This window comes from Plesiomonas sp. (assembly GCF_051650925.1).
Taxonomy (GTDB): Bacteria; Pseudomonadota; Gammaproteobacteria; order Enterobacterales; family CAMTGL01; genus Plesiomonas.
The window spans coordinates 1-14637 of sequence record NZ_JBOFRH010000203.1 but is presented as its reverse complement, the minus strand read 5'-3'; the positions used below and the strand labels follow the sequence as shown (position 1 = coordinate 14637).

The 14637-nt window shown below is 51.8% G+C and carries 11 protein-coding genes and 1 pseudogene; 6 read left to right on the top strand and 6 right to left on the bottom strand.

Annotation, left to right across the window (positions count from 1 at the left end):
- Window positions 1-1269 (bottom strand): sodium-dependent transporter (locus ACRC27_RS05025; protein WP_438639326.1); only part of this gene is annotated, 1269 nt, incomplete at its 3' end.
- A 438-nt stretch (window positions 1270-1707) separates the two neighbouring features.
- On the opposite strand from ACRC27_RS05025, the gene udp reads away from it, so the two are divergent.
- The 3 genes from udp to fre all read left to right on the top strand — a co-directional run bounded on the left by udp (window position 1708) and on the right by fre (window position 5098).
- A complete protein-coding gene (gene udp / locus ACRC27_RS05020; RefSeq protein ID WP_438623274.1) occupies window positions 1708-2472 on the top strand; it encodes a uridine phosphorylase in 765 nt (254 codons plus the stop codon).
- Between the two features lie 278 nt (window positions 2473-2750).
- Window positions 2751-4247, top strand: coding sequence for a 4-hydroxy-3-polyprenylbenzoate decarboxylase (ubiD, locus tag ACRC27_RS05015; RefSeq protein ID WP_438633463.1), 1497 nt, complete (start codon window positions 2751-2753; stop codon window positions 4245-4247).
- A gap of 134 nt (window positions 4248-4381) precedes the next feature.
- On the top strand, window positions 4382-5098 hold the full coding sequence (gene fre / locus ACRC27_RS05010) for an NAD(P)H-flavin reductase (protein WP_438629316.1): 717 nt from the start codon (window positions 4382-4384) through the stop codon (window positions 5096-5098).
- 188 nt (window positions 5099-5286) lie between these two features.
- On the opposite strand, the gene ACRC27_RS05005 is transcribed toward fre, so the two are convergent.
- The 4 genes and pseudogenes from ACRC27_RS05005 to hemC all read right to left on the bottom strand — a co-directional run.
- A complete protein-coding gene (locus ACRC27_RS05005) occupies window positions 5287-6465 on the bottom strand; it encodes a heme biosynthesis HemY N-terminal domain-containing protein (RefSeq protein WP_438623271.1) in 1179 nt (392 codons plus the stop codon).
- 12 nt (window positions 6466-6477) lie between these two features.
- Window positions 6478-7713 carry a uroporphyrinogen-III C-methyltransferase gene (gene hemX, locus ACRC27_RS05000; RefSeq protein WP_438629320.1) on the bottom strand — a complete coding sequence of 412 codons (1236 nt, stop codon included), beginning with the start codon at window positions 7711-7713 and terminating at the stop codon, window positions 6478-6480.
- A gap of 17 nt (window positions 7714-7730) precedes the next feature.
- Window positions 7731-8474 carry a uroporphyrinogen-III synthase gene (locus ACRC27_RS04995; protein ID WP_438623269.1) on the bottom strand — a complete coding sequence of 248 codons (744 nt, stop codon included), beginning with the start codon at window positions 8472-8474 and terminating at the stop codon, window positions 7731-7733.
- 89 nt (window positions 8475-8563) lie between these two features.
- Window positions 8564-9499: pseudogene (gene hemC, locus ACRC27_RS04990) on the bottom strand (hydroxymethylbilane synthase); the annotation flags it as partial.
- 388 nt (window positions 9500-9887) lie between these two features.
- Here hemC and ACRC27_RS04985 point away from each other — a divergent pair.
- Entirely contained in the window at window positions 9888-12446 is a 2559-nt protein-coding gene (locus ACRC27_RS04985) for a class I adenylate cyclase (protein WP_438623268.1), read from the top strand.
- A gap of 195 nt (window positions 12447-12641) precedes the next feature.
- Here ACRC27_RS04985 and cyaY read toward each other — a convergent pair whose 3' ends face one another.
- Window positions 12642-12962: an iron donor protein CyaY gene (gene cyaY / locus ACRC27_RS04980; protein WP_438629332.1), complete on the bottom strand. Its 321-nt coding sequence runs from the start codon at window positions 12960-12962 to the stop codon at window positions 12642-12644.
- A gap of 91 nt (window positions 12963-13053) precedes the next feature.
- Between cyaY and lptM the strand changes: the two genes are divergently transcribed.
- Both lptM and lysA read left to right on the top strand, forming a co-directional pair.
- Window positions 13054-13239: an LPS translocon maturation chaperone LptM gene (gene lptM / locus ACRC27_RS04975; protein WP_438629334.1), complete on the top strand. Its 186-nt coding sequence runs from the start codon at window positions 13054-13056 to the stop codon at window positions 13237-13239.
- Between the two features lie 86 nt (window positions 13240-13325).
- The gene (gene lysA / locus ACRC27_RS04970) at window positions 13326-14579 is read left to right on the top strand and encodes a diaminopimelate decarboxylase (protein WP_438631445.1); all 1254 of its coding nucleotides are present in this window, start codon (window positions 13326-13328) and stop codon (window positions 14577-14579) included.
- Window positions 14580-14637 lie beyond the last annotated feature (58 nt).

Genomic DNA, 14637 nt, shown 5'->3' with positions numbered 1-14637 from the left:
TGTGCCTTGATTGCTCAGTGCTTGTTGAAGATTTTGCTTTCCCCAGACCCAGCCAACAAACAGGCACAGTAAGATCCCGCCGGCTGGCATCAGCACTTTTGAGCTTAGTTCATCAAACAGATCAAACATGTTGAGGCCGGCAATTTTAAAGTCAGCCAGTACGCTGTTTGATAGCGCGCAGGTTGAGCCGATCAGGGCCAGCAGCAATACGTTAATGATGACCGATTTAACGCGGCTGATTTTGAAACGTTCACTGAGTACTGAAACCGGAACTTCCAAAATGGAGAGCATTGCACCGGTGGCAGCAATAGCGGAAAGAACGAAAAAGACCACCATCAGTAAATGGCCAAATGGCATTTGCGAGAAGACCGCCGGAATGGTGATAAACAGCAGAGCTGGCCCGGCAGACGGGGTAAATCCAAAGCTAAATACGGCGGGGAAAATGGCAATACCGGCCAGCATAGAGACAAACAGATCGGCAGCCATCACGCGCACAGCGGTGGTTGGAATGTTCTGATCATCACGGAAATAGCTGCCGTAAGTCAACATAGTGCCCATGCCGATAGAGAGCTTGAAAAAAGCCAACCCCATGGCGGTCAGGATGACGGCGCTGTCTATTTTGGAGAAGTCGGGTTTGAACAGGAAACTCAGCCCCTCTGCCGCGCCCGGCAGAGTTAGGCTGCGCAGGCCAATCAAAATCAGCAGCACAAACAGCACCGGCATCAGCTTTTTGGTGACCGCTTCAATACCTTTTGATACCCCGATAATCAGTACGCCGCCGATCATTGCCAGTACCAGCCACTGCCAGAGCAGAGATTGCCACGGGTTGCTGATCAGTGCGGCAAAGGCTTGACCGGTCGTTTCAGGATCACTTGATAGCAGTGAGCCATCAAGGGATTTAAAGATATACGCAAATACCCACGCCGACACTTCCGAGTAAAAACCCATAATCAAAAACGCACAGGTCACACCGAACAGGCCAATCAGCCACCAAGGAAAACCGCGTGGCGCAAGGCTAGTAAAGGTGGTGATGGCATCGGCTTTGGCTTTTCGCCCAAGCGTGAGCTCGGCGATCATCACCGGCAAGCCAATCAACAACGTGGCCAGCAGATAGACCAGTAAAAAACCCGCGCCACCATTGGCACCGGTTAGATAGGGAAATTTCCAGATATTGCCTAACCCCACGGCAGAGCCGAGAGTGGCGGCAATAACGCCAAAGCTGCTGGTAAAGCCATCGCGTTTTTTCAAAGTTGGAGTCTCAGTACGCATAGATCAGAACATTCCTGTTATTGGTTCGTTATGGGTATGTCGGTGTGGTTATTGGCCATGCTGCTTTTTGTCACCGAAGTGCGTGAAAAGATTGTTCCACTCTCTAGATTGATCGCCAAGCGGTTTCTGTGTTTATCAAATTTATCGGTGTATTGCCCTATATTGTTGTCTATGTATGGGGGAAAACAGGGTGTATTTGTCTGAATAAATAAAAGATACATCACATAAAAAAGGTAATTTGTTGTATCGTATTCCTTTATGTTTAGCATGTATCACAAATAACACACGTATTGTTCGTTACAGTACAGAGTATCTGTGTGAGATCAGGGTATTCGATATCAGCATGTTATTTTTGTATACATGCCTGTGCATTACCTTATTGATTATCTTATTCATTACCCTATTTATTTATCCGATTCAGTAAAAAGGAGCAACTGCATGGCAAAGTCAGATGTATTCCACCTTGGTTTGACCAAAAGTGATTTAAAAGGCGCAACTCTGGCCATTATTCCGGGCGACCCTGAGCGGGTAAAAAAAATTGCCGAGCTGATGGCAAATCCGGTGCATTTGGCCAGCCACCGTGAGTTTACCTCATGGTTAGGTGAGCTTGACGGTAAGCCGGTGGTGGTGTGTTCAACCGGTATCGGTGGTCCATCAACCTCAATTGCAGTTGAAGAGTTGGCTCAACTGGGTGTGAATACCTTTTTACGCGTAGGTACAACTGGCGCAATTCAGCCACACATTGCGGTGGGTGATGTGTTGGTGACCACAGGTTCAGTTCGTCTTGACGGTGCAAGCCTACATTTTGCGCCAATGGAGTTCCCTGCAGTGGCTGACTTTGAGTGCACCACCGCACTGGTCGCGGCGGCAAAAGCACGCGGCGCAAAAACTCACATCGGGGTGACCGCTTCTTCTGATACTTTCTATCCAGGGCAGGAGCGCTATGACACTGTTTCAGGCCGTGTTGTCAGCCGTTTCCAAGGCTCAATGAAAGAGTGGCAGGCCATGGGTGTCATGAACTATGAAATGGAATCGGCCACTTTGCTGACCATGTGTGCAAGTCAGGGCTGGCGCGCCGGTATGGTTGCGGGTGTGATTGTGAACCGTACCCAGCAAGAGATCCCGAATGCCGAGACCATGAAAGCGACTGAAAGTGATGCAGTAGGTATTGTGGTCGAAGCGGCGCGTTTGCTGCTGGCATAATTGCCGAGACACTTTCGTATCCGCATAATTGAAGAGCGCGATCCTATGGGGTCGCGTTTTTTTATGGGAAAACATGGCGTTGGGAAACAGCTAAAACCGATTTGGGGGATGCAGAGCAAAGACACAGCAACGATCAAGAATAAGAAGACAATGGCGGGAAGGTGAAACGAAGAAAATTGCGTTGAAAAAGTGTACTGTTCACCCTCTGCGGGTTATGTACTCGGTTTTACCGCCACAACTCTTTATAATGCCGGTAGCCGCGCCTGAAAGGATCTCCGATGAAATATAAAGATTTACGTGAATTTATAGCGCTTCTTGAGCAACAGGGGTTGTTGATTCGGATAACCCAGCCGGTATCACCGGATCTGGAGATGACCGAAATTGCCGACCGGACATTGCGCGCCGGAGGCCCTGCATTGCTGTTTGAAAACCCAATCGGTTATACCATGCCGGTACTGTGCAACTTATTCGGCACACCACAACGGGTGGCATTGGGGATGGGGCAGGATGATGTGGCTGCCCTGCGGGATGTCGGCAAACTGCTGGCCTTTCTCAAAGAGCCTGAGCCGCCGAAAGGTTTTCGCGATCTGCTCGATAAAATGCCAAAATTTCGCCAAGTACTGAACATGCCAACCAAACGGTTATCGGGCGCACCTTGTCAGGAAGTGGTGTGGCAGGGTGATGAGGTTGACTTGACCCGTTTACCGATCATGCGCTGCTGGCCGGATGATGTTGCACCACTGGTGACGTGGGGGTTGACGGTCACCCGTGGCCCGCACCGTGAGCGGCAGAATTTAGGCATTTATCGGCAACAGCTGATCGGTAAAAACAAACTGATCATGCGCTGGTTATCACACCGTGGCGGCGCGCTCGATTTTCAGGAGTGGCAGCAGGCCCACCCAGGCGAACGTTTTCCGGTTGCCGTTGCGCTGGGCGCAGATCCGGCCACCATTTTAGCCGCAGTCACCCCGATCCCCGACTCCATCTCTGAATATGCATTTGCCGGACTACTGCGCGGAACCAAAACCGAGGTTGTCCGTTGCCTGTCGAGTGATTTGGATGTGCCGGCATCGGCCGAGATTGTGCTTGAGGGCTATATTGAGGCGGGTGAAGTTGCGCCTGAAGGCCCGTATGGTGATCACACCGGTTACTACAATGAAGTGGATAGCTTTCCGGTATTTACTGTGACAACCGTGACCCTGCGCCGCGACCCTATCTATCACTCAACCTATACTGGGCGCCCACCCGATGAGCCGGCCATCTTGGGCGTTGCGCTCAATGAGGTTTTTGTGCCGCTGCTGCAAAAGCAGTTCCCTGAAATTGTTGATTTTTACCTGCCACCGGAAGGGTGCTCCTACCGTATGGCTGTGGTGACAATGAAAAAGCAGTATCCGGGGCATGCAAAGCGCGTCATGATGGGAGTGTGGTCATTTTTACGCCAATTTATGTACACCAAATTTGTGATTGTGTGCGATGACGATGTGAACGCACGCGATTGGAACGATGTGATTTGGGCGATTACCACCCGTATGGATCCTGCCCGCGATACCTTGCTGATCGAGAACACGCCGATTGACTACCTTGACTTTGCCTCACCGGTTTCCGGTTTGGGTTCCAAGATGGGGATGGATGCCACCAATAAGTGGGCAGGGGAGACCGACCGTGAATGGGGGCGGCCGATTGTTAAAGATCCGGCCGTAGTTGCCCGCATTGATGAGATTTGGGATTCGCTGGCAATCCCGTTACCGAGTGGTCGTGTGCCGCGCGGTATATGATCTGCTGGCCACGTGCGGCGAATTGTTGCTTGCCGCAAACAGAGGCTCGGTTTACCGTGTGGTTATCGTCATTGATAAATAAAATATCGACAAACAGAATAAAATCAGGCCATCAAAATGGCTGAGGGAGAGTTATGACAACGTTGGGCAGTAACGTGACTTCGTGCAAAGTCACTTTGGTTGAACCGATGACGGAGACGGTCTATCGCGTACGTGTTGTGCCGGAAAATCCAGTCTCTTTTCTGGCCGGTCAGTATTTGATGGTGGTGATGGGTGAGCGTGATAAGCGCCCATTTTCGATCGCCTCGACACCGGATAATACCGATGAGCTTGAACTGCATATTGGCGCATCTGAGCACAACCCTTATGCGATGGCGGTGATGGATAAGATCAAAGCCGGTGAGCCACTGGTGATCGAAATGCCGTTTGGTGAGGCCGCGTATCAGCCTGACAGTGAGCGTCCGGTGATTTTGATTGCGGGTGGAACGGGGTTTTCGTATGTCCGTTCAATTTTGCTCGACTTGCTGCGTCAGCAGCCGCAGCGTCAGGTGCATCTGTACTGGGGCGGGCGTGAGTTACAGCATTTGTACGATCTCGATGAGCTGGATCAGCTGGCAGAACAGCACCCGAACGTGCAGGTGATCCCGGTGATTGAGCAGCCGCAGGCAGGCTGGGAAGGGCGCTGTGGTACGGTGCTGGCAGCGGTGATGCAGGACTTCTCATCACTGGCGGCACACGATATCTACATAGCTGGCCGTTTTGAAATGGCAAAAGTAGCACGCGACTTATTCTGTGAGCAGCGTGATGCTGATCCGGCGCGTTTGTTCGGTGATGCGTTTGCGTTTATCTGATGAGTGGTGATGGGCTTGCTGTAAAGGTGGGCTATTATTACATCAATTATACATCCGTCATCATAATGGCGTGCTTACTGTAATTTAATGTAATCGTGCGATATTAAGATCTTGGGCAAAAAAAACCGTCTTCAGTGTATCGTGAAGACGGTTTTTTTATGCACGCAGTTTAGCGCTATCAGAAAGGATTACTCTAAGGTAGCAAGACCTTTACGGCGCATTTCACCGGCATCTTGTGCCATACCGAGCTTATCCATGACGTTGGCCAGTAATGCATAATCACTGGCTACTGGTTCAGCGGCCAGCGCTTTTTTCAGCGAAGATTCTGCTTGCTGATACTCACCCTGTGCAACCTGAATATGGCCGAGGGTGCGGTTGATTAGCGCATCATCTGGCTGTTTTTTCAGCAGGTGCTGCAACACTTTTTCGACTGCCGCCGGATCGCTCGGGTGCAGTTTGCTGATAGTTTTCAGCAACTGTGGGTGTGCCTGCTTATGCAGCCCGTCGAGGATAACGGCTTGCGCGTGGTAGTGATCATCACACTCAATCAAATGACCCGCCAGCAGTGCCAGTGTATCGGGATTGGTACGACGCTTACGTGGCTGATTACGCAGCCAGCCCATCAACCCCTCGCTACCGTTCTCATGCATTGCTTTACTCATCAGGCCATTTTCAGCCTCAAGGGTAATTTGCGTCAGCTCATCTTCGCTGAACAGGTTGGATTTGGTCAGCTGTGGCAGCAGATCAAGCAGAGCGGCATAGGCACCGGCCTGTGAATAGGTTTGCTGCGCTAAACGCAAAACCTGCGGATGGCGTGGGGCGACCGCCAGCAGGTTATCGACACCGTGGCGGGCAGCATGGATCTCACCTTGTGCCAGTTGCAGACGCACGCGGGTGATGTCAACCGGCAGAGTATCGCTGCCGGCTAGCTCGGCGGCACGGTGCAGATACTGATTGCAGTTGAGGTTATCGCCACGCTGCTGCGCAGCTTCAGCAGCCATCAGCAGGTTAACGACCGGTTGATCGGCATGCTCGGCACTTTTTGCCATCAGGCGCTCGGCCTGCTGGTAATCGCCTTCAGTTAGCTTGAGCAGGCCGGCAATGGTCTGTTTACGGGCGCGATTACGTTTACGGCGGGCAAACCAGCCTTGTGTTGATGAACCAAAGCGCACTATGCGGCGTAATACGGTATCAAGGATAAACAGGGCGGCGAGCGTTAAGATCACTAAAATGATCATGCTCGTCAGGCTCATCTCAACCGTATAAGGGCCTGCAACAATCAGAACATAGCCCTGATGACCGGCAAATTGTGGCCCGATAATCAGGCCGCCGATAATAATGGCTAACAGTATAAATATCCGCGTCATAACGGCTCCCAGTTAGTTAAGTACCGGTGCAGCCGGTGCGGCAGCAGGGACACTGGTGGCAGGTGCTGCTGGAGTTTGGCCTACGGAAGGCTGAGCCAGCAGATTGCGTACGCGCGTTTGCAGAGCATCATCGATCAACGGCTGGCTCTTTAAGCTTTGCGGCAGATCGACATAAATAGACTCTTCACTCAGGCTGCCAATTTCATTTAAAAATGCCTGTGTGCTGCTGTCTTGCATATCAAAGTAGGAGCGCACCCACGTATCGACTTTTTCCAACGATTGCTTATACAGCTCGTTTTGATGGCGCGGAATGGCCATCGCTGCCATTTGCAGACGTTGGCGGATGTTTTCGCGCAAATAGTAGTCTTGGTTCGGGGCGAGCAGCGGTTCAACGGCACCGTCGCGGCGGCGAACGGTGATGAAGTCATCCACAAAGCTATCCCAGCTCTTGATCAGGTTAGATTTCCAATCACGAATCGAGTGGCTTAAACCCAGATCATCGGTAGCACCCTCTGCCGGCGGCAGTTGGGTATCGGCCAGTTTCAGGTTATCGACCTGATTGGCAAGGCTGGTGATGCTGAGAATTAACCCATCGGTATCGATTGTGGTGATGGCCGAGAGGGTGGAAATATCATCCGCCAGTGCCTGACGAATCGGCAGCAGGCTAGGATCATTCATCTGAGCCACACTCAGGTCGGCACTTTTGAGCAGTGCTCCGGCAGAGGTGATGTCTTGCTCCATCCACAGTTTGCGGCCGGCATTTTTGGCCAGATAGTCAGCTTCCGCCAGTAACCAGTCATTCGAGCGGCGGCCAGCCACTTCGGTCAGTTGACGCTGTAGGGTCTGGATCTGCTCTTCTTGTTCGGCTTGGGTCTGCTTGGCACGCGCAAGAGTTTGGTTGATGTCACTGCTCATTTCGCTGGCCAGTTTTTTCTGGTTAGCCAGTGATTCAGTCAGGGCATTGGTCAGGGTATCAACCTTCTGCTGCATCTGTGCCAGCTCACCGTTTTGCGTCACGCTCTGCTGGTGGCCGTGGTAGTACAACCCGCCGCCTAAGGCGATCACCAGTGCAATAGCGATAGCACCAAGCGTCTGCCCGCTTTTGGCGGTGGTTTCGGTTTTTGCCGGCGCCTGTGGTGCGGCAGTCTTGCTGCTGTCAGCGGTGATGGCTGATTCAGTATGAGGCGTTGACGTTGAAGTCGCTTGTTCATCCGCAGCAGGGGAAGACTGGGGCTTGTGATCCGTCATTGAGGGTTCATCCCAAGTTATTCAAATTGTTCAACTGCGGCAATGAGTGACAGGTTATCGGCATGGGCTGAAATCACTATTTCAGTCCATCCGAGTGCCTGCGCCATTGCAGCAATACGTTTACTGACGACGACTAATCGACAAGATATTAGCCAATCATGTTCAGTTTTCGGTACTAAGGCAACCAGTTGTTGCAATATCTCGCCGCTAGTAATCAGCAGGATATTCACATTGGCCCGTTGCCAGATATCGGTCAGTTGTTCACCGCACTGTTCAATCGGCAACCGCTGATAGCACTCGTGCAGGGTCACTAATGCGCCCCATGTGGTGAAGGTGTCGGCCAGTAAAGGCCGCCCGCCGTTACCGCGTAGAATCAGCACCTGCCGGCCCATCATGGCTGGTGGGGTGATCACCTGCAACAGACCCTCGCTGGTTTCATCTTGTGCCGGAAACAGCACTGGCTGAGTGCTAGCCTGTTGTAGCGCATGGGCGGTGCTTCGGCCAACCGCAGCATACTGCACCGCAGGCCATGACGCACCAATCTGCTGCAAGGTTTGCTGTGCATAGCGCACTGCATTGCCTGAAACGGCAATGATCCAGTCACCGGTTTGCAGGCGGTTTAACGCGGCCGATAAGGTATTGAGCTCGCGCCCAGCACTTAAGGTAAAAAGCGGCGCATGAATGGCCGCACGGCCACTGGCCGAAAGTGCGTGGGTTAAAGCCTGACCGGGTTCTCCCGGTCGCGTGACCAAAATTGTCATGCTTTACCGTGGTTATCATGTGTCGATTTTGGCGTTACCGAGTTGGGATCTGTAGCACTTGAGCTTGCTACCGTTGAGCCAAATACGCCATAAACCTCAGCCAGAATTCGGCCAGCACCCTGTGCCAGTAACTGTTCGGCCAGTGTGATGCCCAGTTGTTCCGCTGCATCGGTGTTACCACGAATCTCACCGCGAATAATCTCGGTGCCATCAGGCGCGCCGACCAGCGCCCGTAGGTAGATCTGATCGCCTTCTAGCAGCGCATAACTGCCGATCGGTACTTGGCAACCGCCTTCTAAGCGGGTATTCATCGCTCGCTCGGCGGCAACGCGTAACGCGGTCGCCGGATGGTTCAGTGGCGCAAGCAGTGCTTGCACGCGTGCATCGTGCTGACGGCATTCAATACCGACAGCACCTTGACCGACAGCCGGCAGTGATTGCTCAACACTCAGGTAGGCACGAATGCGCGTTTCCAGCCCTAAGCGTTTTAGGCCCGCGGCAGCCAAGATAATGGCATCGTACTCATGGTTGTCTAATTTGCCCAAACGGGTGCCGACATTCCCGCGCAGATCTTTTATCTGTAAATCGGGGCGTGCGGCGCGCAACTGGCACTGTCGGCGCAAGCTTGATGTGCCAACGACCGCGCCATGCGGTAGCGCATCAAGATTGGCATAGTGATGCGAGACAAACGCATCACGCGGGTCTTCACGTTCACAAATACAGTGCAAACCCAGTCCGGCAGGAAAATCGACCGGTACATCTTTCATCGAGTGTACGGCGATATCGGCGCGATCTTCTAGCAGCGCAAGCTCTAACTCTTTGACAAACAGGCCCTTACCGCCCACTTTTGCCAGAGGTGTATCGAGAATAATATCGCCTTTTGTTACCATCGGCACCAGTTCGACTTCTAAATCAGGGTGATGCTGACGTAACAGCGCACTGACATAATTGGCCTGCCAGAGCGCTAGTGGGCTTTGGCGGGTGGCAATGCGAATGCGCGACAGACTGAGATGCGGAGTAGACATGCTATTAACCGTATGATTGAGATTGGTTAATCCTACCATTGGCAGCCCTTAGGTGTCAGCGCATCGGATCGCACTCTTTGCGCTTTACAGCGAGAAAAATCGTAATAATTGTGATAAAGATTGCATTTACAAATAAATGATGTAAAAAAAATGTGAAAGCAATCGTTTTTTCAACGATACAAAGAGCGGGGATAATCGTGCGCTGAGAGGGCAATTACGGGGTCGAGATAAACCCTGCTATCTTTACGGTGATGCGGAAAAGTGTTAAATTGATCACGTTTCCGCCATCATATAGCAGCAACAGTACAATGCAAGGGTAAGACACGGATGTGTATGGTGTCGGTGGGTTGGTTACCGGAATGCCGGTATAAATGTCAGGCAATGCGTATTGTACCTGTATATTGAAACACTCAAACGGCGAATGGATGCCATGAATCAGCTGCGCGTTGAACGTGCGCTGGCAGCGATGGGGCCTGCTTTTCATCAGGTTTACAGCTTATTGCCGGTTTTGCTGAATTACAATCACCCTATGATGCCAGGCTACCTTGATGATACCGTTCCCTGCGGTGTCTGCCTGTTCACGCCTGATGAAATGCAGCAGCAGTTTATTGATGACTGTTCGCGCGCGTGGGGCGTTCCTATCCAAGAGCCGCAAGACGGCGAGCTTCCGATTACCGCCATTTATTCAATGGGCAGCACCTCATCAGTTGGCCAAAGCAGTGATTCTGATCTGGATATCTGGATTTGTCACCAGTCATGGCTTGATCGTGATGAGCGTCAGCGTTTGCTTGATAAGTGCATGCTGCTTGAGCAGTGGGCGCGTTCACGTGGCGTTGATATCAGCTTTTTCCTGATCGATGAAAACCGTTTTCGCCATAACGAATACGATACCCTGAGCACCGAAAATTGCGGCTCGATGCAGCACTTACTGCTGCTGGATGAGTTCTACCGCACCGCCGTGCGCTTGGCGGGCAAACGTATTTTGTGGAGCATGGTGCCCGTTGAGATGGAAGAGCAGTACGATGAGTACGTGCTTTTGCTGTATGCACAGGGGGCGCTGAATGCCAATGAGTGGCTGGATTTAGGTGGCCTTGGTAAGCTGTCGGCAGCCGAGTACTACGGCGCGAGCTTGTGGCAGCTCTACAAAAGTATCGATTCCCCTTACAAAGCGGTATTAAAAAGCCTGTTGCTAGAAGCGTACTCCTGTGAATATCCGGAGACACAGCTACTGGCGTTAGAGATGAAGCAGTGCATGCACGAGGGCAATATTATCGGCTATGGTCTCGATGCCTACAGCATGATGCTTGGCCGTGTGACCCGCTATTTGCAATCTGTGGGGGATGAAACCCGCCTTGATTTGGCACGCCGCTGTTTTTATCTGAAGGTGTGCGAAAAGCTCTCGCAACCGGCCACCCGTCACTGCTGGCGGCGCGAGATCTTACAAACGCTGGTGGCCGACTGGGGCTGGAGCGAGGCAAAACTGCGCAAGCTCGATGATCGCGCTAACTGGAAGATTGAGCAGGTGCGTGAAGCACACAATGAGCTGCTTGACGCATTAATGCAGAGCTACCGTAATCTGATCCGTTTTGCGCGGCGGCACAATATCAGTGTCAGTGCCAGCCCGGAAGATATTGGGGTACTGACCCGTAAACTGTATGCGGCATTTGAAGTCTTGCCGGGTAAAGTCACGCTGGTGAACCCACAGATTTCCCCTGATCTGTCAGAGCGCGATCTGACCTTTATTCAAGTTCCAGAAGGGCGTTCCAACCCGAAAGGCTGGTATCTGTATAACAAAGCACCGCTGATTTTTGAGATAGCCGGCCGGCCTAGCTTAGAGTACAACCGCTACCTGAGCAAACTGGTGGCTTGGAGCTATTTTAACGGCCTGCTGACACCGCAAAGCCGCCTGCATGTGCAAGGTTCTGGCAGTGCCTGTGACACAGCCAAGCTGCGTCAACTGGTGGAAGATATCCGCAGCCACTTCCCGATTCGCCGCCCGATGCCGAGCCAAAAAGATCTGTATAGTCCGTGTGAAATCAGACATTTGGGTATTATCATCAATCTGGAAGTGGACCCGACAGCCGATTTTAACAACAGCGAAGTCCGGTTTGATTTTAGCCAGACTGATGTATTTAGCTTTGGCCAGCAGCAGCAGAGCTTAATTGGCAGCATTGATCTGCTGTATCGCAACTCGTGGAATGAGGTGCGTACCCTGCATTTTCGCGGCGAAGAGTGCCTGCTGGATGCCATTAAAACCATTTTAGGCAAAATGCATCAGGATGCGGCACTTCCCGAAGCGGTCGATGTGTTTTGCTATAGCCGTCATCTGCGGGCCATTTTGCGTAACCGTGTATCACAGGTCGTTGCCGAGTGCATTGATTTGCGCTTATCGAGCGAGTGCCCTGAACCAAAACGCTTTAAACCATTGCGCGTTGCCGGTCAGATGTGGGGCCTGTTCTTTGAGCGCCGTGGTGTGTCGGTGCAAAAGCTGGAAAATGGCGTCGACTTTTACGGCTGTATCTCAAATACCAAACTGCACGGTTTCCCGCTAGTGATCGGCACGGCCGAGCCACATCTGCCGCCGATTGTTGATGCCTATGCCAGTGAAGGGCTGATTCAGTTCTTCTTTGAAGACAGTGACCGCGGGTTCAATATCTATATTTTAGATGAAGCCAATCGCATCGAGGTCTATCAAAACTGTGAAGGTAATAAAGACGAGTTGGTGCAGGATGTAAACCGTTTCTATGCCGCCGCACACGATAAGCTGACCGTAGGGGCGAGTATTATCAATTTCAATTTGCCGCAGTTTTATCAGGTGGTACAGCGTGATGGCCGTACCCAGATAGACCCGTATCGCAGCGGTGAATTACGTGAAGGCGCGGTGATCGATCCTACGCTGACATTCCCACCGGAAATTTTGTTTAATCTGCACCAGTCGCAGGCTTAAGCCCGCTGTCAGCGGGATCATCTGCACGTTACCAGTAAATATACTGGCAAATATCCCGAAAAGGGATCACCCGCACATGCTCTGGTATGTAACCGCATGGTTCGAAAAGGCATAGCGGGTGATGACATTTTGCCGTTGACGCGGGTCAGTTACGGTAAATGAAAATACGGCACGCGAAAAACGGCAAATAAAAAATTAAGACAAGCGTAACGAAACCTCTTCGCCCGACTGGGTACTGCATGCCAGCGATAAAAATTCCCAAAACTCTGCCCCTGAGCGGTTGCAGATCCACTCTTCATCACGGAAATCAAAGTGGAAACCGCCAAATTTGGTGGCAACCCAGATTTGGTGCAGCGGCTCTTGGCGGTTGAGAATAATTTTGCTGCCATCTTCAAACGTCAGCGTCATCACGCCACCCTGATTTTCATAATCGATATCGGTATCAATATCATCGAGTTTTTCTTCGAGTGTTTGCCACACCTGATCGGCATATTGGTGGAATTGGCTGTCATTCATGTCGGTGTCCTCTTGCTTTTCATGATCGAGCTGCGATTATAGAGATCTTACAAGCGTAAATAACTTATAACCGTTAACAACAGGCGATCCCATGAAAAATTCTCTTTGTCGTGCGCTAGCATTATGTGCTCTGTTTACTCTGGCCGGTTGTGGCGTAAAAGGGCCGTTGTATATGCCAGCACCTGCACAGCCAAGTGCGCCGGTGAAAGCACCTGCTTCCAACACGACAACCGAGTCTGCGCCTGTGAGTGAAAATACGGCAGTACCGGCGGCGTAATTTTATATCAAATGATGTTGTGTTACGTAAGCTGACATCAATAGAGACGGCCATTTAGACGATTGCATCAATCAAGGAAGGCTAGGTTGGATCACTTCAATTATCAGGGAAACCAGCAGTTGTATGCCGAAGGCATTGCTGTTGAGGAGCTGGCGGCACAGTTTTCAACGCCGCTGTATGTCTATTCACGTGCTACCGTAGAGCGCCATTTTCACGCCTTTGATCAGGCGGTGGCTGGGCACCCGCACCTGATTTGCTATGCGGTAAAAGCTAACTCAAATTTGGCGCTATTAAACCTGCTGGCCCGTTTAGGCTCAGGGTTTGATATTGTTTCGCGCGGTGAGCTTGAGCGCGTGCTGGCTGCCGGTGGTGATCCCCGTAAAGTGGTCTTTTCCGGCGTAGCAAAAAGCTATGAGGATATGGTTCGGGCACTTGAGCTGGGCATTCGCTGCTTTAATGTTGAGTCAGAAGCTGAGCTACAACGTTTAAATCAGGTGGCTGGAGAGCTGGGGTGTATTGCGCCGGTTTCGTTACGGGTGAACCCCGATGTGGATGCCAAAACGCACCCTTATATCTCAACGGGCCTGAAAGAGAATAAATTTGGCATTAATCACCAAGATGCGCGGCGGATTTACCGCCTTGCGCGTGATCTGCCACACCTGAAAGTGGTGGGGATTGATTGCCATATCGGTTCACAGCTGACCGACCTTGCCCCCTTTATGGATGCGCTTGATCGTTTGTTACACCTGATTGATGCACTGGCCGATGATGGCATAGTGCTGCAACATGTTGATGTCGGTGGCGGTTTGGGTGTGCGTTATAACGATGAAACGCCACCACCACCGGCTGATTATGCCGCCGCGTTACTGAGTAAGCTTGCTGATCGGCCACAGCTTGAACTGGTGTTTGAACCGGGTCGGGTGATCATGGCCAATGCCGGTGTACTGGTGACGCAGGTTGAGTACCTGAAAGCGGCCGGTGATCGTCAGTTTGCGATTGTAGATGCGGGTATGAATGACCTGCTACGCCCTGCGCTGTATCAGGCGTGGATGAAAATCATTCCGGTGAATGCCAGTTTAGTGCGCCCGAGTGCGGTGTATGATGTTGTCGGGCCGGTATGCGAAACCAGTGATTTTCTTGGCAAAGGGCGTGAGTTGTCTATTGCTGCCGGCGATCTGCTGGCAGTGCGCTCTGCCGGTGCGTACGGTTTTAGTATGAGCTCTAATTATAATTCGCGGGTGCGTCCGGCTGAAGTGCTGGTTGATGGTGATAAGGCTTATCTGATCCGCGAACGAGAGCAATTAAGCGATTTATGGCGCGGGGAGCACCTGCTGCCGTGATGATGGAGAATCGCGTGCAATTTTCCAAAATGCATGGGCTGGGCAACGACTTTATGGT

Excerpts from the sequence above, each read along its gene's own strand:
- ACRC27_RS04995 (WP_438623269.1), bottom strand. The coding sequence starts at position 8,474 with ATGACAATTTTGGTCACGCGACCGGGAGAACCCGGTCAGGCTTTAACC.
- cyaY (WP_438629332.1), bottom strand. The coding sequence starts at position 12,962 with ATGAATGACAGCCAATTCCACCAATATGCCGATCAGGTGTGGCAAACA.
- lptM (WP_438629334.1), top strand. The coding sequence starts at position 13,054 with ATGAAAAATTCTCTTTGTCGTGCGCTAGCATTATGTGCTCTGTTTACT.
- ubiD (WP_438633463.1), top strand. The coding sequence starts at position 2,751 with ATGAAATATAAAGATTTACGTGAATTTATAGCGCTTCTTGAGCAACAG.
- ACRC27_RS05005 (WP_438623271.1), bottom strand. The coding sequence starts at position 6,465 with ATGACGCGGATATTTATACTGTTAGCCATTATTATCGGCGGCCTGATT.
- udp (WP_438623274.1), top strand. The coding sequence starts at position 1,708 with ATGGCAAAGTCAGATGTATTCCACCTTGGTTTGACCAAAAGTGATTTA.
- fre (WP_438629316.1), top strand. The coding sequence starts at position 4,382 with ATGACAACGTTGGGCAGTAACGTGACTTCGTGCAAAGTCACTTTGGTT.
- hemX (WP_438629320.1), bottom strand. The coding sequence starts at position 7,713 with ATGACGGATCACAAGCCCCAGTCTTCCCCTGCTGCGGATGAACAAGCG.